20 protein-coding genes and 1 pseudogene are annotated in these 21323 nt (G+C 44.8%); 13 read left to right on the forward strand and 8 right to left on the reverse strand.

What is annotated here, in order from left to right; translation table 11 throughout:
• Positions 1–10 precede the first annotated feature (10 nt).
• The 9 genes from R7P74_RS05535 (at position 11) to R7P74_RS05575 (ending at position 8173) form a co-directional block, all read left to right on the forward strand.
• Entirely contained in the window at positions 11–844 is an 834-nt protein-coding gene (locus R7P74_RS05535) for a putative capsular polysaccharide synthesis family protein (protein ID WP_005375258.1), read from the forward strand.
• Positions 841–1872, forward strand: coding sequence for a glycosyltransferase family 4 protein (locus R7P74_RS05540; RefSeq protein ID WP_017821257.1), 1032 nt, complete (start codon positions 841–843; stop codon positions 1870–1872). Before R7P74_RS05535 ends, R7P74_RS05540 begins: the two co-directional genes overlap by 4 nt.
• 8 nt (positions 1873–1880) lie before the next feature.
• Positions 1881–3188: an oligosaccharide flippase family protein gene (locus tag R7P74_RS05545; protein WP_213893291.1), complete on the forward strand. Its 1308-nt coding sequence runs from the start codon at positions 1881–1883 to the stop codon at positions 3186–3188.
• Between the two features lie 2 nt (positions 3189–3190).
• Positions 3191–3586 (forward strand): VanZ family protein, encoded by a 396-nt coding sequence (locus tag R7P74_RS05550; RefSeq protein ID WP_318122729.1) that lies wholly within the window; start codon positions 3191–3193, stop codon positions 3584–3586.
• A gap of 67 nt (positions 3587–3653) precedes the next feature.
• The gene (gene yqfB, locus R7P74_RS05555; protein ID WP_318056224.1) at positions 3654–3974 is read left to right on the forward strand and encodes a N(4)-acetylcytidine aminohydrolase; all 321 of its coding nucleotides are present in this window, start codon (positions 3654–3656) and stop codon (positions 3972–3974) included.
• A gap of 50 nt (positions 3975–4024) precedes the next feature.
• Positions 4025–4624, forward strand: a complete 600-nt coding sequence (locus tag R7P74_RS05560; RefSeq protein ID WP_005385858.1) for a TetR/AcrR family transcriptional regulator — start codon at positions 4025–4027, stop codon at positions 4622–4624.
• A gap of 151 nt (positions 4625–4775) precedes the next feature.
• Entirely contained in the window at positions 4776–5810 is a 1035-nt protein-coding gene (locus R7P74_RS05565) for an NADP-dependent oxidoreductase (RefSeq protein ID WP_025768523.1), read from the forward strand.
• 14 nt (positions 5811–5824) lie between these two features.
• Positions 5825–6442 carry a glutathione S-transferase family protein gene (locus R7P74_RS05570; protein ID WP_005375238.1) on the forward strand — a complete coding sequence of 206 codons (618 nt, stop codon included), beginning with the start codon at positions 5825–5827 and terminating at the stop codon, positions 6440–6442.
• Positions 6443–6733: 291 nt separating this feature from the next.
• Positions 6734–8173, forward strand: coding sequence for a catalase (locus R7P74_RS05575; RefSeq protein WP_017821260.1), 1440 nt, complete (start codon positions 6734–6736; stop codon positions 8171–8173).
• Between the two features lie 195 nt (positions 8174–8368).
• Here the strand turns inward: R7P74_RS05575 and R7P74_RS05580 are convergent, their stop codons facing one another.
• The 4 genes from R7P74_RS05580 to norV form a co-directional block, all read right to left on the reverse strand.
• Positions 8369–9247, reverse strand: coding sequence for an NAD(P)-dependent oxidoreductase (locus R7P74_RS05580; RefSeq protein WP_318122730.1), 879 nt, complete (start codon positions 9245–9247; stop codon positions 8369–8371).
• A 184-nt stretch (positions 9248–9431) separates the two neighbouring features.
• A complete protein-coding gene (locus R7P74_RS05585; protein ID WP_005375231.1) occupies positions 9432–9770 on the reverse strand; it encodes a DUF1971 domain-containing protein in 339 nt (112 codons plus the stop codon).
• Positions 9771–9812: 42 nt separating this feature from the next.
• Complete coding sequence (gene norW, locus R7P74_RS05590) at positions 9813–10961, reverse strand: NADH:flavorubredoxin reductase NorW (RefSeq protein ID WP_318122731.1); 1149 nt, start codon at positions 10959–10961, stop codon at positions 9813–9815.
• A gap of 10 nt (positions 10962–10971) precedes the next feature.
• Positions 10972–12474, reverse strand: coding sequence for an anaerobic nitric oxide reductase flavorubredoxin (gene norV, locus R7P74_RS05595; protein ID WP_318122732.1), 1503 nt, complete (start codon positions 12472–12474; stop codon positions 10972–10974).
• 190 nt (positions 12475–12664) lie between these two features.
• On the opposite strand from norV, the gene norR reads away from it, so the two are divergent.
• From norR to azu, 4 genes are all read left to right on the forward strand, one after another.
• Positions 12665–14197 carry a nitric oxide reductase transcriptional regulator NorR gene (gene norR, locus R7P74_RS05600; protein ID WP_225473208.1) on the forward strand — a complete coding sequence of 511 codons (1533 nt, stop codon included), beginning with the start codon at positions 12665–12667 and terminating at the stop codon, positions 14195–14197.
• A 399-nt stretch (positions 14198–14596) separates the two neighbouring features.
• Positions 14597–15115, forward strand: a complete 519-nt coding sequence (locus tag R7P74_RS05605; RefSeq protein WP_005375218.1) for a DUF7691 family protein — start codon at positions 14597–14599, stop codon at positions 15113–15115.
• A 269-nt stretch (positions 15116–15384) separates the two neighbouring features.
• Positions 15385–16035 carry an HAD family hydrolase gene (locus R7P74_RS05610; RefSeq protein ID WP_318122733.1) on the forward strand — a complete coding sequence of 217 codons (651 nt, stop codon included), beginning with the start codon at positions 15385–15387 and terminating at the stop codon, positions 16033–16035.
• A 335-nt stretch (positions 16036–16370) separates the two neighbouring features.
• A complete protein-coding gene (gene azu, locus R7P74_RS05615) occupies positions 16371–16823 on the forward strand; it encodes an azurin (RefSeq protein ID WP_005375211.1) in 453 nt (150 codons plus the stop codon).
• Positions 16824–17049: 226 nt separating this feature from the next.
• Here the strand turns inward: azu and R7P74_RS05620 are convergent, their stop codons facing one another.
• The 4 genes and pseudogenes from R7P74_RS05620 to R7P74_RS05640 all read right to left on the reverse strand — a co-directional run.
• Positions 17050–17400, reverse strand: coding sequence for an ethanolamine utilization protein EutQ (locus tag R7P74_RS05620; RefSeq protein ID WP_005375208.1), 351 nt, complete (start codon positions 17398–17400; stop codon positions 17050–17052).
• Positions 17397–18713: an NAD(P)/FAD-dependent oxidoreductase gene (locus R7P74_RS05625; RefSeq protein ID WP_005385877.1), complete on the reverse strand. Its 1317-nt coding sequence runs from the start codon at positions 18711–18713 to the stop codon at positions 17397–17399. Before R7P74_RS05625 ends, R7P74_RS05620 begins: the two co-directional genes overlap by 4 nt.
• Positions 18714–18725: 12 nt before the next feature.
• Positions 18726–20159: an FAD-dependent oxidoreductase gene (locus tag R7P74_RS05630; RefSeq protein ID WP_443292418.1), complete on the reverse strand. Its 1434-nt coding sequence runs from the start codon at positions 20157–20159 to the stop codon at positions 18726–18728.
• Positions 20160–20301: 142 nt separating this feature from the next.
• Positions 20302–21165: pseudogene (locus R7P74_RS05640) on the reverse strand (aldehyde dehydrogenase family protein); the annotation flags it as partial.
• Between the last annotated feature and the right edge of the window lie 158 nt (positions 21166–21323).

The following is a 21323-nucleotide window of genomic DNA, read 5'->3' on the forward strand; positions in this document are numbered from 1 at the left end:
GATAGGATAGATGAAGTATTCAATCTCTCGACAATTTGAAAAGAACCGAGAACTCCAAGCTGATAATTTTGTTTTAGTTTACCAAATGGGCAAAGTTGGCTCCTCATCAATTGAGCACACGCTAGGGGAGAAAAATATCCCGAGCTATCACATCCACACCTTTGATGATCACGAAGAATTTCACATGTATCACAATAAAAAAGACGTGAGTAAATTCTTCGACTTCCGAAACCGCGCACTCTATCGCTTAGTGCTCAAGCAGCGAAAACGTATCTTACAAAAACGCGAGCAGATTAAAATCGTTACGCTGGTCCGCGATCCAATCGCAACTGTCTTTTCTCGTTTCTTTCAAGACCTCCATTTGCAATTTATCGAAGGCAAAAAGAATGATGCAATTCACCGAGATATGGAAGTCACGTATCAGCACCTCGAGCATTGCTTTGATAACTATATCAATCTCAACTATTTTGCGGACTGGTTCGACAACGAGTTAAAGCGTAATTTCAATATCGATGTGATGCGCCAAGAGCTGGACAACACTCAACCTTTCTTCACATTCCAGAACGATCAGGCCAACGTCATGCTAATCAAATGCGAACAGCTCAGTTCTCTTGATAAAGAAATCGGTGAGTTTCTTGAGTTGCAAGACTTCGTACTGAAAAACAGCAACGAAGCGAAAAACAAGTGGTACTCCAATATCCACCAACACTTTAAGAATCACTACGACTTCTCAAAACTGTTCTATATGTACGATCTTCCCTTGTATCGCCACGTTTATTCAGAGCAAGAGCGTGATGCTTTTAAACACAAATGGATGCAAACACCAGGGACAAAATCATCATGAAGAAAGTGCTCCATGTTACAGAAGCATTTGGAGGTGGCGTTCAAACCGCCCTCTATAGTTATGTTCACTCATCCAGAGACGAGCCTTATCAGCATTTCTTGCTAGCCAGAGCCCGAGAAAACGACTTGACCAATGAGAACAACCACCACATTTTCGTACAGACAAAGTGGGTAGAAGGCGGCTTGCTTCAATTTATTCGCGATGCAAACCACATGATTGCATCACTTGGTCCCGACGTCGTGCATTTGCACTCGAGTAAAGCAGGATTTCTCGGCCGATTTCTAAAGCTTGGCAAGGCACGCTTGGTTTACACACCGCACTGTTATGCCTTCGAACGTGAAGATATCTCAGAGCTTGCACGCCAGATCTATAAAGCACTAGAGAAAGTAAAACTGAGCAAAATTGATGTGGTTGCAGGCTGTAGCCAACGAGAGTGTGACCTAGCCATTAGCATTGGTGCGAAACGTGCCGAACTGCTCAACAACTACGTGTCTTATCAAAGTGAAGATCGTATAGAGCGAAACAAGCAAGAAGCGCTGAAGCTCGTTGTACTTGGTCGTGTCGCGCCCCAAAAAGATCCTCAGTTTCTTATCAGCACATTGCAGTTCCTTAATCGGTATGCGCTTAACCGCCCGATAGAGATCACATGGATAGGTGGCGGTGACCACGTACTCGAACAGAAATTACGCACTGAAAATGTGGATGTAACGGGCATGCTGCCTCGCGATGAGGTAGTTGAAAAGCTCAAGGGTTCAGACCTTTATCTACATACTGCAGCATGGGAAGGGATGCCGTTAACCATTCTAGAAGCATCCAAGTTACATCTTCCTATGGTTATTCGGACCATCGGCGCAACCAAAGATCTCAACTACCCGTTTTTAGCGCTCACACCTGAAGAAATGGCCAAGCAGATCGCGCATTGTGTCAATCATTATGAAGAGATCGATTTTCGCCAATATACAGCAGAATTAAACGATGCCTTCAGTGAAGAAAAACAGCGCCTCGCACTCAATAAACTTTACGGTTAAATGCCCCTATGTTTCACACTGTTCAACAAAAATTACTGTTGATGCCCAGCGGTAAAAAAAGCTTGTTATCTACTGGATTAAAAACCGCAATCACGCGTGTGTTGAGTGCGCTATTTGCTTTTTTACTGACTCTGATTGTATCGAAGACCAGTGACGCTTCGACGGCCGGTCAATTTTTCTTTTTATTCAACCTAGTCTCGCTACTCGCTATCGTTTCTCAGCTAGGTTTTGATGTCTCGTTAGTTCGTTACAATGCGATCGCTTTTAATAACAAAGAGAAGCTTGAACAAAGCCAAAACTATAAAACCGCACTTTATCGAAGTATGGCATTTTGCTTGCTCGCCATAGGCGTTTTGTTGGCAGGGTTTAATCTGTTTCCAGAACAGCTAAACCAGACTCAATCACCAATGTATGCGATTACTTTATGCTTGCTTTGCATACCTTTCTTGGTGCTTGCGCAAACCAACAGTCGGGTGCTTCAAGCATGTAGAAAAGTCGTATCATCTCTGTTTGCGTTGCAGCTTGGGGTAAGCATGTTGATGGTCATTTTTGTCTTTGCCCTAGACTATATCGGTCAGCAAAATATCAACAATCTAATGACCGCACTGCTTTTAGCGAGCATAGGTGTCGCGGTCATATCTAGTGCCAATTGGCTGGGCTCAGATCAATATCAAACATCGGCTTTCGTACCAAACAAAAAAATGGTCTCTTCTGCCAAGCAAGTCTGGGTTGGCAGTATCTTCACGAATGTTCTTCAATGGGGAAGCCTTGTTATTACGGGCTTTTTTATCTCAACAGCGGAACTCGGTTTGTTAGCCGCAGCCCAACGTACATCACTACTGATTGGCTTCGTGCTGATTACCATTAACTTTGTGGTCGCCCCGATGTTTGCCTCTCTCTACAAAGAGCGTCAAATGCTCAAACTGCAGAACCTGAGCCGCTTGGCGTGCCGAGCCAATGTTGGTTTAGCGATTGTACCCGTAATTATTTGCACCCTCTTCCCCGAGTTTGTAATGCAGTTTTTTGGTGAGGAGTTTCTCGCCGCGGCGCCACTATTAGTCGTCCTTTCTCTGGGGCAGTTAGTCAATGTTGCGACTGGTTCAGTAGGGTTTTTATTATTAATGAGCGGTCATGAGAGAACCATGAAATACATTACAATTTCCTCCGGTACGGTGTCTATCTGCCTACTTGTTACGCTTTGCCAAATGTTTGGGGTGATTGGTGCAGCGTGGGCAATGGCAATTGGCATGGCTATCCAGAATTTAGCTGCACTGTACTTTGTAAAACGTTACTTAGGCTTCTTTCCAATAGGTTAATTATGGCTTTAATACTGGCACGCACGAGTTTTGTTTTAGTCCTGATGCTAACCGCTTCACTCTCTTTGTGGAAAAGCTCTGACCTACACCATACTGCTTACCTGCAAATGGAAACCTACTTAGGCGGATCGAGTACGCTTCACTTTACTTTCAGTTTATTGATCGGCTTTTTATCGGTTTTCACGTTCCCTTCTCTGGTGAGCTCGAATAAAACCGACATTTTTGGGATTCGTCTTTTGCTACTGCTGTTGGCTATCGTTTCAATGGAAGAAATAAGCCAACTTTTTATTCCAAATCGATCATTTAGTTTTGATGATCTCAGCACCAACTGGATAGGCGTTATCTCAGGTTACTTTAGTACCAAGTTAATTCGTTTCATCCGCGCTCGATCGTTCTAGTAAGACAGGAATCTCTGGGGTATTTGGGTATATAATTACGCCAAACAACCAGACTAACGAGTACATCATGCCATCTCATCCAACCAAGATTACTTTTTTTGAACTCTTAACCCCGTTGATCACGTCAGGCAAAAAGACGATAACGATTCGAGATGAATCAGAAAGCCATTACGTTCCCAATACAGAAGTCGAAGTTTTTACCTTAGAAACGGATCGTAAAGTCTGCGATATCAAGATACGTTCTGTAGAACCACTTCACTTTGAAGATATTAATGAGTTTCATGCAGAACAAGAAGCCATCGAACTACCAAAACTCAAGCAGTTAATTCGAGAAATCTACCCAAATACCGACACGCTCTTTGTTATTGAGTATGAGCTGATTAAATAACCCACAACAAATACTAGACGACTGGTCTAATTCATTCTATAGTACACTTCATGAACGCAAAGACGAATGACACACGCCAACATATTCTCGACGTCGGATACGAGTTGATCGTAAACCGAGGGTTCACGAGTGTTGGTCTTTCAGAGCTATTAAAAAAGGCCGCAGTGCCAAAAGGCTCGTTTTATCATTACTTCAAATCCAAAGAACAATTTGGTGAAGCGATGATTCAAGACTACTTTACTAAGTATTTTGAGCGTTTAAACGCACGCTTTACCAATACTGAACTGAGTGGCTACCAACGCCTAATGAGCTATTTCGAAGAAATGGTCAAAGTAGAAGACGACGTGTGTAATGCGAACAAATGTTTATTGGTCAAGTTAAGTGCAGAAGTCTCCGATCTCTCTGAGTCAATGCGCTTGGCATTACGCCAAGGAGCAGACAAAACCATTCAAGCGATAGCGGATTGCATAGACATCGGCATTCAAGATGGCTCAATCCCCAATGGTGACAGTGCGTTATTAGCAAGGCAGATATACTACCTTTGGAATGGCGCTAGCTTGCTGAACAAACTTTATCAAGATCAGGCAGCATTGACGCAAAGTCTGACCTATACTCAACACTTACTGCAGAATACGCGCACTTGTCCATAACAGGCGGCGTGGAAGCAGAATGAACACCCTACACACGTTTCACTGTCAGAAAAAGCGTCAGTGTTAACACAGTAAACCTTCCCGCTTTAAATAAGCGGGATATTTTGAAATAAATACTAGACGACCGGTCTAATCAACAAGTGAGATAGATATGACTAACGCAACAAATCGCAGAATCGTACTCGCGTCACGTCCCCATGGTGCACCGACACAAGAAAACTTTCGTTTAGAAGAGGTAACGAAACCGACTCCGAAAGAGGGTGAAATGCTATTGAGAACGGTTTATTTATCTCTAGATCCATACATGCGTGGTCGCATGAGTGATGCCGAATCATACGCTGACCCTGTTGCAATTGATGACGTAATGGTCGGTGGTACAGTTTGTCAGGTAGAAACATCAAACCACCCAGATTACGAAGCGGGTGAATGGGTTCTTGCCTACACTGTTGGCTGGCAAGACTACGCTATCTCAACTGGTGAGATGGTCATTAAACTTGGTAAAGAACCGCAAAACCCTTCTTACGCGTTAGGCGTTGCAGGTATGCCAGGATTTACCGCGTACATGGGTTTACTCGACATTGGTCAGCCAAAACCAGGGGAAACCATCGTGGTAGCAGCTGCTACGGGGCCTGTAGGCGCAACAGTTGGTCAAATTGGTAAAATCAAAGGTTGCCGAGTTGTTGGTATAGCAGGCGGAGAAGAAAAATGCCGTTACGCTAAAGAGGTGCTTGGTTTCGATGAGTGTATTGATCACAAAGCTGAAGACTTTGCAGAACAACTGAAAAATGCCTGTGACAAAGGTATCGATGTTTACTTCGAAAACGTAGGTGGCAAAGTATTCGAGGCTGTATTGCCACTTCTGAATACAAATGCGCGTATCCCACTTTGTGGTTTGATTTCTCAGTACAACGCGACAGAGCTGCCTGAAGGTACCGACCATCTTCCATTACTAATGGGTAAGCTCCTGACCAAACGAATCAAGGTGCAGGGCTTCATCATTTTTGATGATTACGGACATCGTTACGGTGAATTTGCGCAAGATATTAATCAATGGTTGGCAGAAGGAAAGATCCAATACCGCGAACATCTAGTACAAGGACTGCATAATGCGCCAGAAGCATTCATCGGTCTGTTGGAAGGTAAGAATTTCGGCAAACTTGTAGTACAGATTAACGACCCATTATAAAAAGGGATATGTAAATGATTAAACTTCACCACCTCAATCAGTCTCGTTCAAAGCGCATCATTTGGTTACTTGAAGAGCTAGATGTAAATTACGAAATTGTACCCTATGTCCGTGATTCCGTGACCTTCATGGCACCGCCAGAACTAAAAAGTGTTCACCCATTAGGAAAGTCACCTGTTCTTGAAGATAACGGCGAGATTATCATTGAGTCAGGTGCAATGACCGAATATTTGATTGAGAAATACAGTGACGGAGCCTTTGCTCCTGAGCGCGGTACAAAAGCACACACAGAATATTTGCAATGGATGCACTTTGCAGAAAGCTCCGCAATTTTACCTATGCTGCTAAAAATCTTCGTAAGCAAAGAGCCAAATGAAACTCAGTTTTTATCAGGCTATGCCGACAAGGAAGCAATGAATGTACTAGGCTACTTCGAGCAATCCTTAGAAGGCAAAACTTACCTAGTAGAAGAGCGTCTGACTGGCGCAGACATCATGATGTCTTTCATTGTCGAATTGGTTCAAAAGTTTGGTTTAGTTAATCACTTCCCTAATATTGAACGTTATGGGAAACAGCTCGCGACACACCCAGCATTTGCAAAAGCTGAACAACTTGAAGTGAAGTACTCTTAATTACTTCCCCCCTTTCGCCCCTTTGATGACACGTAAAACTTCATTTAAGGGGCGATATTACTAGCATCGCAGACACGCTAACTGGATAGCGCTCCCCCCCAGTAAATCGCTTTCGAGAACGCCGATTGTTATGTCAATCAAGCTAATGTAGTAAATTTCTGATTCTAATATAGTTTCGACCATAGTCACCATCTATTGAATTGATAAGCAATATCAGTTTTCTCCCCCAGCTTTTCCGTAATAACCTCCTCTACAGTTTCTAAGGTATTGAACCCTGGAGGGGGAAGAAAAATGACAAACAAGAAATTGACTACAGCAGCAGGTTGCCCTGTCGCACATAACCAAAACGTTATGACTGCAGGTCCTCGTGGCCCTCAACTATTACAAGACGTTTGGTTCCTTGAAAAATTGGCACACTTTGACCGCGAAGTGATCCCTGAGCGTCGTATGCACGCAAAAGGTTCTGGTGCTTACGGTACGTTCACAGTAACGCACGACATCACAAAATACACTCGCGCTAAGATCTTCTCTGACATCGGCAAAAAAACAGAACTATTCGCTCGCTTCACTACTGTAGCTGGTGAGCGCGGTGCAGCAGACGCAGAACGCGACATCCGTGGTTTCGCACTAAAATTCTACACTGAAGAAGGTAACTGGGACTTGGTTGGTAACAACACACCAGTATTCTTCCTACGTGACCCACTAAAATTCCCAGACCTAAACCACGCAGTAAAACGCGACCCTCGCACTAACATGCGTAGCTCTACCAACAACTGGGATTTCTGGACATCACTACCAGAAGCATTCCACCAAGTGACTATCGTAATGAGTGACCGTGGTATCCCAGCGTCTTACCGTCATATGCATGGTTTTGGTAGCCACACATTCAGCTTCATCAACGCAGAAAACGAGCGTTACTGGGTGAAATTCCACTTCAAAACTCAGCAAGGCATCAAAAACCTAACTGACCAAGAAGCAGAAGCGATCGTAGGTAAAGACCGCGAAAGCCATCACCGTGACCTTTACGAAGCGATTGAGCGTCAAGACTTCCCTAAATGGAAGATGTACGTACAGATCATGCCTGAGCTAGAAGCGGATGAAGTCAACTTCAACCCATTCGACCTAACACGTGTATGGTCTCAAAAAGACTACCCACTGATCCCAGTTGGTGAGTTTGAACTGAACCGTAACCCAGAAAACTTCTACGCAGAAGTTGAGCAATCAGCGTTCAACCCAGCTGCAGTAGTACCTGGTATCGGCTTCTCTCCAGATAAGATGCTACAAGGTCGTCTGTTCGCTTACGGCGATGCTCAGCGTTACCGTCTAGGTGTGAACCATCATCAAATCCCAGTGAACGCGCCTCGTTGCCCTGTTCACAGCTACCACCGCGATGGTGCAATGCGCGTTGATGGCAACTTTGGTTCAACACTAGGCTACGAGCCAAACTACAAACAAGAATGGGCAGAGCAACCAGATTACTCTGAGCCACCTCTACGCATCAACGGCAACGCTGATCACTACGACCACCGTGTAGACGAAGACTACTTCAGCCAAGCGGGTGACCTATTCCGTCTGATGAGCGAAGAGCAACGTCAAACTCTGTTCGACAACACAGCTCGCGCAATGGACGGTGTGCCAGAGTTCATCCAACAGCGCCACGTTCAACACGCATACCAAGCGGACGAAGCGTACGGCAAAGGTCTTGAAATTGCACTAGGCTTAAACAAGTAAGCGAACGCTGCAATCATTACACTGTGTGATTTAAAGACGAAAAAAAGGAGGTACTCTACAGTACCTCCTGATTTCAAATCACTAATCCTTAATCACAAGTCACAAAACATGCTCAAGGTGATTCATTATGATTAACTTAGATTTCTTTAAGCTCTTTGATACCAAAGAACTGTTTATCTATTACTGATTCATCAACTACTGATTTTTAGCTACCGCTTTGATCAGTACTGATGTATCCATGCGACCTAAACCATCACGTTGAAGGTCTGCGTATTGCTCATCCACTTTCTTAGTCAGTGGAAGTTCTAGACCCACTCGCTCAGCTTCTTGCAGACAGAAACCTAAGTCTTTGCGCATCCAATCAATAGCGAAGCCAAAATCGAACTTGTCTTCAGCCATCGTATTTGCGCGGTTTTCCATCTGCCAAGAACCTGCAGCGCCATGCTTAAGTGTTTCTACAACTTGAGCAATGTCCAAGCCTGATTTTTGTGCTAGCAACAAAGCTTCACTCAGACCTTGTAAAACGCCTCCAATACAGATTTGGTTTACCATCTTACAGCGTTGACCCTGACCGTTTTCACCCAGTAGCGTCATCTGCTTCGCGTACACATCCATCGCCGGAGACACACGGTCAAAAATGCTTTGTTCACCACCACACATGATGGTTAGAACACCATTTTCTGCGCCCGCTTGACCACCAGAAACTGGCGCATCAATAAAGTGATTACCGTACTTAACACACGCTTCAGCCAGCTCAACCGCTAGGTCTGCAGAAGTGGTCGTGTGATCGACTAGCACTGCGTCCGCTTTCAAGCCGACCAGAATGCCCTCTTCACCGTAAACAACGCTACGAACGTCATCATCATTACCCACACAGATAAAAACGATGTCACAGCCTTCCGCCGCTTCACGTGGTGTTTCACAAGCTACGCCTTGGTATTCTTCAGCCCATTTGTCGGCTTTCGCTTTTGTGCGGTTGTATACTTTGGTTTCAAAGCCCGCTTTACTTAGGTAACCAGCCATTGGGTATCCCATCACACCCAGACCAATAAATGCTACTCGTTGTTTTTCCATTGCACGCTTCCCTTAGTTCACCTGACTGAAATGTTTCGTAACATGCTACTAAAGAATTGAAATCATTACTCGTGATTTCTCTTTCCTCGGTCTCGATGATCCTGCATTGCAGTCCGTTTATTGCGCCTTCTACACCCCTTTACTTGACGATTAGCGTAACAGTCAAAGCACTTACATAGGTTCACTACTGCTTAGCATGGAACATCGCTTGCCCACTCTTGTCCTTGTTCGACCAGAAATTGATGTTGAACTGAGCATCATCGCTCATCTCAATGCGGTGCCAGTACTGCGGTGGACTTGTAGCAAACTGGCCTGCATTAATCACCACCACTACTTCTGCTTCTGTGGCATTTTCATCAGCAAAGCCGTAGTAAGTCACTTGCCCTTCCATGACGCAAAGCTGTCCAAACACTCCCTCAGCGGTATTGTGATGAGTCAGTAGCGCTGGTGGCACATTGTCTTTAGTGAAGAAAGGCGTTGAACGTTGAACAGTCCAGTCTTTAGGAATTCGTAGATGCGACATAATAATACCCTCTCTAATTACAATTCTTTTCGTTTAAATCGGTTAAGCCTGACCGGCTTGAGACAACTCTCGAAGCAATGGAAATGCTTGCGTAACTTGTTCTCCCGTCACGACGAAGCCCATGAGTCGGCTATTTTCATCTTCTGCTTTCGCGGCAATGCCTGTTTGAGAAATCTGCACGCTCCAGTTCGTCACCGAACTAAAATCGCCTGCCAATTGAATTGGGTAGCTCGGCGTTTTGACCTTTACCATCATGGGCGGTAGTTTCAACTCTGCTTCTTGCCCCAGTAGTTGTTTTCCCAAAGCATTGGCACTTAGCACGATCGGTTGGAGGTACGGCATCATTCGACCTTGGATCTCAGCACAATCGCCTAATGCGAACACATTGACTGCTGATGTCTGTAATCGAGCATCCACCTCGATGCCTTTGTTGACACTCAACCCACAAGCCTTCGCTAACCAAGTGTTAGCACGTAAACCCGCCGCTGAAATCACTACATCAGCTTCAATTGCTTTACCTTGGCTCAAGCTTGCCACCAGCGAATCATTTGAGTGATTAATCGCAGCAACTCCAGTCTCCAAGGCAAGTTGAATACCTTGCTGCTTAAGTTGGTTTTCAAGCGGCAATGCGACGAATTCAGGAATCAAGTTAGCGAGCAAACGGGGATTTGGCTCAACCACCGTAACCGCTTTACCACTGGTTGCGAGATCCATGGCGATCTCGACGCCGATCAAACCACCACCCATTACTAGAATTCGTTTCGCACGACTGATTTGCTCTTCCGCTAATTGATATTCTTGTAGCGAGTTCAGCGTTATCACCTCAGGTGCTGCATCACCAGATATTGGCGGCACAAAGGCTTTCGCGCCTGTAGCAAACACCAGCTTGGAGTAAGGATAGACTTGGCCATTGACTACCACTTGCTGAGCTTGCACGTCGACATGCTCAATCATGGTATGTGCGAACAGTTCGATGTTGTGTTCCTGTGCGAACGCCTCACCACTTTTAACCACTAAGTCTTGGGCGGTTTGCTTGTTGCTGAATACATGACTCAAATCAGGCTTGTTGTATTCCGCGCCATCATCAGCAGTAAACACTTGCAGCGGAATATGTGCGTCCATTCGACGCACTGTTTTCACCAATTGGTAAGCCGCAAAGCCGCTACCAATAATCACAATAGGTGCTTGCATATTCGCCCCCTTACCCGTTGTATTCGACAAAGACGTCTTTACCCAAGTGACATTCTGGGCACAAGAAATAATCTGGCACTTCAGACCATGCCGTACCCGGTTCAACGCCTTGATTAGGCTCGCCTTTAGCTGGGTCGTATACCCAATTGCAAACCGTACAAACCATGCATTGACAATCTGCAGGATGCGCCTCGGTACTAGGGTTACTAGGAGCAGCATCTACCACAGCTTGTGTTGCTACTTGTGCAGCGGGTTGTGATTGAACTTGTGGTGCAGACGCAGCAATCGCCGGAGAAATAACAGGACTTGTCAGGTCAGGCTTCGCCCACAACTTCGCGATGTTCTGACCATGTTCGCGACATTCACGCATCGCTTTTCCATCTGGTCGCCATTTGGTTTTCAAGCTCACTGCGGTTTCAAAACCTGCGTCGGTCAATCGAGCATGGATACGATCCACCGCGCCACCATTCCACCCGTAGCTACCGAATGCAGCGGCTTTCTTCGCTTTAAAACGCAGACCAGTAATTTCTTCTAGCATGCCTGCGATCTTCGGCATCATGACGTTATTCATGGTAGACGAACCAACCAAGATACCTTTTGAGCGGAATACGTTGGCGAGAATTTCATTCTTATCATGCTTAGAGACATTAAAGACTTTGACCGCCACGCCAGGGGCGACATCGTGAATGCCTTGCGCGATTGCATCGGCCATCATTCGGGTGTTGTTTGACATAGAATCGTAGAAAATCGTAATGCGATCTTCTTGATAATTGTCTGCCCATGCTAAGTATTGCTCGATGATTTGAACCGGATTATCGCGCCATACAATACCGTGTGACGTTGCGATCATGTCGACAGGCAAATTGAAACTCAGCACTTCTTTGATTTTTGCGGTTACCAAGCTGCTGAATGGCGTTAGGATGTTTGAGTAGTAACGCAAACACTGTTCCATCAACTCATTTTGATCCACTTCATCATTGAACAGACGTTCATCGCAATAGTGCTGACCAAATGCGTCATTGCTGAATAACACTGCATCGCCCGTTAGGTAAGTCATCATGCTGTCTGGCCAATGCAGCATCGGTGCTTCCACGAAGACTAATTGCTTACCGTTACCAATATCGATACTGTCGCCCGTTTTTACGGTTTTGAAGTTCCACTCAGGATGGTGGTGATGACCCACAATCGAATCAATCGCCGCTTCTGTACAGTAAATTGGTGTGTTCGGAATTTTCTCCATCAATGCCGACAATGCACCTGAGTGATCTTCTTCTGCATGGTTTACCACGATAAAGTCGATAGACTTAAGGTCGATTTCCATCTCTAAATTTTGGATGAATTGTTGACTGAATCGATGATCGACCGTATCAATCAATACGGTTTTCTCTTCACGAATTAGATAACTGTTGTAGCTGGTACCTTTTGTCATTTTGTATTCTGTACCGTGGAAGTCTTGAACTTCCCAATCGCGTTGACCTACCCAGTGGATGTTGTTTTTTACGTGAATTGTCATAATTACTACCTTGAATGACGGGATAAACAAAAATAATTTCTTCTTGTATTGCACTGGGCGTGCCAACTTCTAATTGCTATATATTTCAATAGCTTAATTGAAACCCAACTTTAATGACTGTCATTGAGACACAGTTGAAAATTGTCATTTAGACACTACAATAGTCATATTGACACAATCGGTATTGGCTATGACTTCTTTAATCGCGCAATGGCTACACATCACGCAAGACCTTAACTCGGCGCTCACTCAACAAGCTCGCTTTGACACGTTATTAACCACGATTCGAGAGGTATTGAAGTGTGACTCTTCTGCCCTTCTTTTGTATGAAGACCAGCACTTTAAACCTTTAGCGATCAATGGATTGGCGAAAGAGGTCCTTGGACGCCGTTTCTCCATTGAGCAGCACCCAAGATTAGAAGCCATTGCCCGAGCAGGCGATATCGTGCGCTTTCCCTCCGACAGCGACTTACCTGATCCATACGATGGCTTGATTCCAAACCACGATGACAAACTGCATGTCCATTCTTGCATTGGTTTGCCTTTGCTGATCGACGATCAACTGATTGGTGCTATTACGATTGACGCCTTCGACCCCAACCAATTTGATGGGCTACGCAACCAAGAGTTACGTTTTGTCAGCGCGTTGGCAGCAGGTGGCCTACACACTGCACTCCTACTAGAACAACTAGAGACACAAGCGAGCCTGCCACGTGATTCTTACGCCGAGAAGCGCACCTTAAGTAACGAAATCATTGGCAACTCTCAGGGTATGAAGAATCTTCAAGAGCAGATTGATGCAGTCGCCGATACGGAATTGTCTGTGCTGGTGATGGGAGAAACGGGCGTAGGTAAAGAGTTGGTTGCTAGCGCTATTCACCATCGTTCTAGCCGCTCTAGCAATACTTTGGTTTACCTCAACTGTGCGGCGCTGCCGGAGTCAGTCGCGGAAAGCGAGTTGTTCGGCCATATCAAAGGCGCATTCACAGGCGCAATCAGTAATCGTAAGGGTAAGTTCGAACAAGCCGACGGCGGCACACTGTTTTTGGATGAAGTCGGCGAACTGTCGTTAGAGCTGCAAGCCAAGTTACTTCGAGCTCTACAATACGGCGACATTCAACGTGTGGGTGATGACCGTCATATTCGAGTCAACACACGCATTGTCGCCGCCACTAACCGCATATTGCATGAAGAAGTGACTGCTGGTCGCTTCCGAGCCGACTTGTATCATCGTTTAAGTGTCTTCCCGCTTCATGTTCCACCTCTTCGTGAACGTGAAGACGATGTGGTATTACTCGCAGGCTTTTTCGCCGAACGCTTAAGAAGCAAATTGGGATTAAACAGCATTCGTTTGTCTCCTGCTTTGGTGCTGGCACTTAAAGACTATTCATGGCCAGGCAACGTGCGAGAGCTTGAACATGTCATTAAACGTGCCGGTGTTTTGGCAAAAGCGCGTAGTCACGCCTTGGACATTGAGTTGGTTGAGCAAGATTTTGATATCCGAACGCCGAATCAGAACATCAAGAACATTGAAGAAGCGGAACAAAACTCTCGGCTTGAGCTACCAGAAGGCGGATTGAAGCCTGCCACAGATGCCTTCCAAAAAGCGATGATTGTTAGAGCTCTGGAAGAGAACCAAGGTAACTGGGCAGCAACTGCACGTCAGCTTGAATTAGATAACGGTAATTTACACCGCTTAGCAAAACGCCTAGGGATAAAATAGACACTAACGAATATCACCTAATATGGCATATTCATCGCCAAATAATGTGCCTGATGCCCAACCGCGCACTCAGCCCACCATAAGTAGTGGGCTGAGTGCTCAGATAGAATAGCTACCTAAGTTTGACGGTATTTTCTTCTAAATTTTATTGTCTTGAACCACCTCACAGATTTAATAACCCTTAACAATAAACACAATAATAGTTAAGGTATTTTTATGAGCTAGATCTAATAAAATTAAATATATAGTATTTATTTTAAGAATCTAAACTTTCAAAGTTCATCATAATAAATACAACCTCTATATATACACTTTACCTTCAAAAAACATCAAAATATAATCCCTTCGATAAAAAACACTTAAATGAATTTAACTGTATAAAAGTGAGGAGAATAAAATATGGGATATGGGGCGACAGTATATTCATTAGATACTGAAAAGGTTTTTAACGTACTAAAGAATGAGCGTAATCCAGAGCTAGAAAAAGCCATAATGGAAAGGTGTCAAGACTCCTTTAAGGTGATTAATGAAATGCTGGAAAGTAGTGGCGAAAGCATCCGAGCTGAAGAGCTTCTTATGCAAATGTTGTCTGAAGAGATAAAATACAGTCACTTGGGTTACGCCTATGCTTACTTGCTTGAAGCTATATGTAAGATAACTGGTTATTACTTATCCAATAACTCTTGGTATCCTTGCGATGTAAACGATTTCTGCGATATTCCATTCACTAATACCGATTATCCTATAAAATTCCCATTCCCTGACGATTTCCCTGTTGTTTTTATGATAAAAAATCAAGATATTCACCAAGATAACGTTGACTTCGGAGGCTTATCAGAGCAACAAATATCTGAAGTCAAGAGCTGGTACACTCATGCAGTCGTAAACAATCGTGATTTGGTATTATTTTATTATTAATTTTAACTATTAATAAATCATCCAATAGTTAAAATAACAATAGAATATTAATAAAACTCTAGCTTATATTAAGATAGAGTTTTATCTATTTAACTGAAATTTTTCTAATTTTAAAAACATTATATTTAACACCTAATTTATAGACTCTATGTATAGTGTGTTCAGAGGCAATGTGAACTCATAGGATCAAAATCAAGTTCTAATTTTTAGAAGAAAAACCGGTCTGCTTGTGTCAAAATGCGCCATCCCAACCAAAAAGTCTTAATGTAATGAACTACCAAGCTGCTATTTTTGATATGGATGGTTTGCTCCTTGATACCGAGCGCGTCTGTATGCATATTTTCCAAGAAGCATGTGAAGCCCAGAACCTACCCTTCTATAAAGATGTTTACCTTTCAATCATTGGTCGCAATGCAGCGTGCATTGAAGTGATTTTTCGTAAAGCTTATGGGGATGATCTTGACCGCTTACACCAAGAGTGGCGCGACCGTTACGACGCTGTGGTTAAGCACCAAGCGATACCGGTAAAAGAAGGGGTGATTGAGCTGCTTGAGTGGTTGAAAGGCCAAGGGTTGCCAATTGCAGTCGCCACTTCTACAGCAAAAGAAGTGGCACAGAAGAAGTTGGAGTTAGCGGGCCTAAGCAAGTATTTCGACAACTTAACGACGGGCTGTGAAGTGTCACACGGCAAACCTGATCCAGAGATCTACCTGCTTGCAGCAAGTCGTCTAAGCGTAGATCCAACCAAATGTCTCGCCTTTGAAGATTCAAATAATGGCGTGCGTGCTGCGGTAGCAGCGAACATGATCACTTATCAAATTCCTGATTTGGTTGAGCCTTGCAACGAAATAAAACAATTAGGCCATACCGTCGCACCTTCACTGCATGATGTGCTGCACACGTTAAAACAAACTCGCTAGGTTTACTTGTCATCTGTTCTCTAGAAGCTCAGCAGTCTAGCTGAGCTTCTTTCTCGAAACCTCTCCAATACCTTAAAACCAAACGATTTTGCCACCCGTTTAGCGAGATTAATTTCACCTTAACTCTGGCTAATCACGACTTTTGATTTAACTCACGCAATCGCATGAAATAAGGCATTTGAGTGATCAAATAGCGGAACTGACCAGTACAAGCTTGCAACAAAACGTCAATATACCGATTGAAGCACGTTTTTGGAGTGAAAATTGGCTGATAATGAGAACTATTGGATAAGATCAATCCAAGTCAGCCTAAAATACAAAATGGAGAGTGTTATATGTCTTTACGTTTATTAGCAACAACCTTCGCATTAGTAGGAATGAGCTTTGGTGCCCAAGCCAGTGCCGAGTGTGAAGTGTCATTAGATGCTAACGATATGATGCAGTTTTCTACTAAAACATTGAGCGTACCAGCCACTTGTAAAGAGGTAAAACTGACGCTGAATCACACAGGTAAGATGCCAGCGCAATCGATGGGTCACAACGTGGTCATCTCTGACACAGCCAACCTACAAGCAGTCGGTACTGATGGCATGGCAGCTGGAGCAGAAAATAACTACGTAAAACCAAATGATGATCGCGTCTACGCTCACACAAAAGTAATTGGTGGCGGTGAAAGCACCAGCATTACGTTCAGTACTGAGAAAATGAAAGCCGGCGGTGACTATTCATTCTTCTGTTCGTTCCCGGGTCACTGGGCAATCATGCAGGGTAAATTTGAGCTAAAATAAAAGATTTAGCCAAGCCAAAAGAAGACTCATTCTAGGGAAGCCAAGGCTTCCCTTTTTGATAGATAAAATAGCAATTGAGAAAGGTCTAACACGTCTGGAAACGTGACCAAGAAACATAGCAAGTAAGAAACCCTTGCTCCATTGAGATTAAGTTCTCTTACGAAAACTCGTGGGTAAAAATCGGATTTTTGTTTTGCCTTTCCGAGACACTACTAAATGATAAAAGTCATTCAATACCATGTAACTCTTTCCAGTTTCCTGGATGAACCACATAGCCGAACAGAGCATGCCCACCATAAACCAATTCAGTCCCTTCCGGTATCCACAGCATCTGACCTGGGTGCACAAAATGTGTTTCACCATTTGCGGTCAGCTCGAAACAGCCTTCAATCACGAAAATAACTTCATCATAAAGCACTGTCCAAGCCACTTTAGCGCCTTCCCATTTAGCAAAGCCTACGCCAATGTTTGGTGAAATTTCTGGGCTTAACGCCCTGGCAACATACGCCATTCCCGGCGTATCACCACGAACATTGAAATCTAGACTTTTACTATCAACAAGTTTGACTTGCTTCATAATTCACTCCGGCTTTGCCATTTTGCTAATTGGATACGCGTTTTTACTCCCAAACCTAAAAAAGGCTCTGGCGGATTCAAACAAGGCATTCCTGTCACTTGCTGTATGTCATCTAATGATTTAGATGTCGCACCAACGACATAGTCAGCTAACAGTGTTCCAGAAATGGTTCCCCACGCAGCACCAACACCATTGTCACAAGCGCTGGCATAAACACCTTCATCTAATTGACCGAAAAAGTTAGTAAAGTTACGAGAGATGGCATACACCCCACCCCATGTGTGAGTAAATGGTACGTCGGCCAGCTCGGGATAACGCGCCAGAAAGACCTGACGATGATCGTCGCGAATTTGTTCTCTGACTTTATCGTTCATGCTTGAGCCATATTTCGGCACGTGTTTGTAAGTATTGCGGATCAAAATACGTCGATCGGCGGTCATACGTAACGTCGTTCCCGCATGATCAGCTGGAGTTAACCCCCAATTCAGCTCACCTCCGTATCGTTGCATTTCTGCGTCGGTCAATGGACGCGTCCAGCTTGCAAACGTCATCACTGGAAGTAGTCTGTTTTTAAGATAACCAAACTCCCGAGTAAAAATGCTGGTCCCAAGCAACAGTTCAGGAGTTTCAACAGAGCCACTATCTCCATGTAATACCCAGCAACCGTTTTCTTTACTGAGCTTGCGGATTGGCGAGTTCTCTAACACCTCGACGTTCTCTGGAAGGCTTTCCCCTAGCCCACGCACCAAAGCAGCTGGTTGCATTAAATAACCACCTGGCGTGTAAATTGCGCGGCTGTAGTAGTTTGTTCCCAAGACTTTCGCCAGCTCACTACCATTAACATGGAAGTATGGTTCGCCAAGGTCTTTCATTAGGTGCTCAAAGTGATCGAGATATGCTTCACCGCGCGCCCCTACGGCTCCTTGATATTTGCCCTTTGCTGACCACTGACAAGAAATACTGTGCTTCGACACTAAAGTGTTTAGCTGAGCAATCGCAGAACGGTTGAGTGATAATAACTTTTGCTTGTGCTCAGGGTCGGGATGCTCAAGTGAAAACTTATGAGGCAAATCGATAACAAAGCCCGAATTTCTTCCTGAAGCCCCTTGGCCGATACGTTGCGCATCAATCAGTATAATTCGTGCATTAGGCATAAGTTCAGCTAAACGTCTTGCCATAGCTAGGCCTGCGAAACCGGCACCTAACACGGCATAGTCAGCACTTTGTTTACCTTTTAACGCCGATTTTTCTGGAATACTTGGCAACGCATGGTACCAACCACACGTCACGTCATCATTGGGTAAATGAATCATCTTTTTTCTCCGCTACGCTGCTGACAGTTTCAATGACAATTGAGCTAGCCAAGGTCCGCGTAATGACTGTACTTTTCTTCCTAGCAACGCAAAACCGAGCATTGCTCCTTCTGGTGAATAAAACGCAGCGGTCAATTCATCTGCTTGGTTCTCGATGTACCATTGTCCCTGTTCTTCAGCGGCTACCGGGAAAATCGTGAGTGGAAGAATCGGCGTTTTTACAATCACTGGAGTTAATGTTAACGAGATAGGGGCGACATCGCCTAGCAAGCTTTTCGCTACAGAAGGGATCATTTGATTAATCGGTGCAATATAGGGCTGCCAACCTTGCTCAGTTTCAACACAATCACCTAGCGAGTAAATATTCTCATCACTCGTCTGGCCGAATTGATTCACTTTAATGCCGCGGCCCACTTCGAGCCCTGCTTGCTCAGCCAGAGAAACATTTGGCTTGAGTCCAACCGCGCTCAGCACTAGATCTGCTTCAATCTGCTTGCCACTGTTCAGATGTAAAGCCGCACAAGATTCCGACCTTGGCTCGATTCTGGTGATACTGTCTTGTAGAGCCCATTGCACGCCTCTATCGGCAAGTGCGCTTTGTAATGATTCACCCAACTGTTGCGGGATCAAACGCTCCATTGGCCATTGACCTAACCCGATAATTGTCACTTCATAACCGCTTTCGATCAGGTCATTCGCGAACTCACAGCCAATTAAGCCATCGCCGAGGATTGCGATGCGCTTTTTGTCTTGCAGCTCCGCTCTGAAACGGCGGTAATCAACTAAGTCGTTCACACTCATAACCCAAGAGCGATCGCCCTCAATTGGGATTTCAATCGGTGATGCACCTGTTGCCAGTACCAAGCGGCTGTAGGCGTATTTACCGATGGAGGTATGTAGCGTTGAATTGGCACGATCGATCTGTTCAACACGGGTATGCGGGTAAACTCGGATATTGAGACGGCTTTCCCACTCCAACGCGCTCTCACTTTGTAGCGCGTCGCCGTCTTTATTCATGACCAGTGCATTAGACAATGCTGGTTTGCTGTACAAAGCGCCATCATCAGCGGTAAAGACAGTGATCGGAACCGTCTCAGATTGCGCTCTAAGTGCCGCCGCCAACTGGTAACCACTGTGGCCACTACCGATGATAACGATAGGGTCATTTGAGAATACAGGTTGAGTAACTTCAGATGGAAGAGGCTGAGCCGTATTTGGCTGAACAGATGCTTCTACCGACACCGAAGACACCGCTGCAACCTCTTCTAGTGGCACATCGTCGGTGATTTCGATCATTTCAAAATCGGCCTTACCCACTAAACAGTCAGGACATAACCAGTCATCCGGTACATCTTCCCATGCTGTTCCTGGTGCAATGCCATCGGATGGCCAACCTTGTGCTTCATCATAGATTAAGCCGCAAATAATACAGAGCCACTTTCTCATCACTTTTACTCCAACTACCTTGTTCAGAATTTCCGTGTTTACAAACCGCTGTCAGATTTGTAGCGATTCCATCAACCTCGCCCTAGCTTGTGGTCTGAAATCCAAGCCGGTACGAGGTGATGAAAATACAGTTACACGGTAGCTATACGTTGCTGTCTTGCTGCAAACGAATGGCAATATTGCGTGTCTGGACGTAGCTATAAATCGCTTCTTGTCCTTTTTCTCGCCCAAACCCGGACAAGCCCACGCCACCAAATGGTGTTTCGATGCCACCAGCAAACCATTCATTGATGAACACTTGTCCACCACGCAGTTGCTGTGCCACACGCAATGTTTGGTTTAGGCTTTCACCAAAGACACCAGCGACCAGGCCAAAATCGGTGCCATTCGCGATTTCAACAGCCTCTTGATCGGTTTCAAACTGCGTAATTACCAGTACAGGACCAAACACTTCTTCTTGAGCAATACGCATATCTGGTGAGGCTTCAATCACCGTTGGTGCCACAAAGTAACCCGATAAATCAGGTGCGTAGCCACCCGTTAGGATATTCGCGCCGTCGGCTTTTGCTTGTTCTATCATTTCAAGCACGCGCGCTTGTTGATCAGCCGATACCAAGGGTGTGATGTCCGGCTGGCTTTCGCCTTGACCAATAGTTAGGCTTTTTGCCATTTCCACTACCGCCGCTTTTACTTCTTCATAACGCTCTTTTTGAATCAGCAAACGAGACATTGCCGAGCACACTTGACCAGCGTTAAAGAAAATACCGACCTGGACACTTTTCAAAAGTGTTTCGAGACTCACATCTTTCAGTGTGATAGCAGCCGATTTACCACCCAGCTCCATCACAGATGGTGTGGCGCGTTGCGCTGAATCTTGCAGGATGCGTTGGCCGGTCGGTACAGAACCCGTAAAGACAATTTGATCAACGTCTTGATGCTGCACCAAATGACTGCCAACGACTGAGCCTTTGCCACATAGCAAGTTAATCGTGCCTTTTGGGAAGCCCGCTTTTTTAACATTACCTGTGCCGTCCTAAATAAGGTTGACACTTTCCACCCCCAAAATTGGAGAGTGTTATGAAATCAACAACTAAAAGAACTCAGCGCGATTACTCCCTCGCTTTTAAACTCACTGTAGTTGATGAGGTTGAAAAAGGAAGCCTC

It is taken from the genome of Vibrio sp. 2033 (genome assembly GCF_033339735.1).

Bases quoted from the DNA above. Each gene is read 5' to 3' on its own strand.
- norV (WP_318122732.1), bottom strand. From the start codon at position 12,474: ATGACAATTCACGTAAAAAACAACATCCACTGGGTAGGTCAACGCGAT.
- R7P74_RS05570 (WP_005375238.1), top strand. From the start codon at position 5,825: ATGATTAAACTTCACCACCTCAATCAGTCTCGTTCAAAGCGCATCATT.
- R7P74_RS05535 (WP_005375258.1), top strand. From the start codon at position 11: ATGAAGTATTCAATCTCTCGACAATTTGAAAAGAACCGAGAACTCCAA.
- R7P74_RS05610 (WP_318122733.1), top strand. From the start codon at position 15,385: ATGAACTACCAAGCTGCTATTTTTGATATGGATGGTTTGCTCCTTGAT.
- R7P74_RS05545 (WP_213893291.1), top strand. From the start codon at position 1,881: ATGTTTCACACTGTTCAACAAAAATTACTGTTGATGCCCAGCGGTAAA.
- norW (WP_318122731.1), bottom strand. From the start codon at position 10,961: ATGCAAGCACCTATTGTGATTATTGGTAGCGGCTTTGCGGCTTACCAA.
- R7P74_RS05560 (WP_005385858.1), top strand. From the start codon at position 4,025: ATGAACGCAAAGACGAATGACACACGCCAACATATTCTCGACGTCGGA.
- R7P74_RS05565 (WP_025768523.1), top strand. From the start codon at position 4,776: ATGACTAACGCAACAAATCGCAGAATCGTACTCGCGTCACGTCCCCAT.
- yqfB (WP_318056224.1), top strand. From the start codon at position 3,654: ATGCCATCTCATCCAACCAAGATTACTTTTTTTGAACTCTTAACCCCG.
- R7P74_RS05585 (WP_005375231.1), bottom strand. From the start codon at position 9,770: ATGTCGCATCTACGAATTCCTAAAGACTGGACTGTTCAACGTTCAACG.
- norR (WP_225473208.1), top strand. From the start codon at position 12,665: ATGACTTCTTTAATCGCGCAATGGCTACACATCACGCAAGACCTTAAC.
- R7P74_RS05625 (WP_005385877.1), bottom strand. From the start codon at position 18,713: ATGATTCATTTACCCAATGATGACGTGACGTGTGGTTGGTACCATGCG.
- R7P74_RS05550 (WP_318122729.1), top strand. From the start codon at position 3,191: ATGGCTTTAATACTGGCACGCACGAGTTTTGTTTTAGTCCTGATGCTA.
- R7P74_RS05540 (WP_017821257.1), top strand. From the start codon at position 841: ATGAAGAAAGTGCTCCATGTTACAGAAGCATTTGGAGGTGGCGTTCAA.
- R7P74_RS05605 (WP_005375218.1), top strand. From the start codon at position 14,597: ATGGGATATGGGGCGACAGTATATTCATTAGATACTGAAAAGGTTTTT.
- R7P74_RS05630 (WP_443292418.1), bottom strand. From the start codon at position 20,159: ATGAGAAAGTGGCTCTGTATTATTTGCGGCTTAATCTATGATGAAGCA.
- R7P74_RS05620 (WP_005375208.1), bottom strand. From the start codon at position 17,400: ATGAAGCAAGTCAAACTTGTTGATAGTAAAAGTCTAGATTTCAATGTT.
- azu (WP_005375211.1), top strand. From the start codon at position 16,371: ATGTCTTTACGTTTATTAGCAACAACCTTCGCATTAGTAGGAATGAGC.
- R7P74_RS05580 (WP_318122730.1), bottom strand. From the start codon at position 9,247: ATGGAAAAACAACGAGTAGCATTTATTGGTCTGGGTGTGATGGGATAC.
- R7P74_RS05575 (WP_017821260.1), top strand. From the start codon at position 6,734: ATGACAAACAAGAAATTGACTACAGCAGCAGGTTGCCCTGTCGCACAT.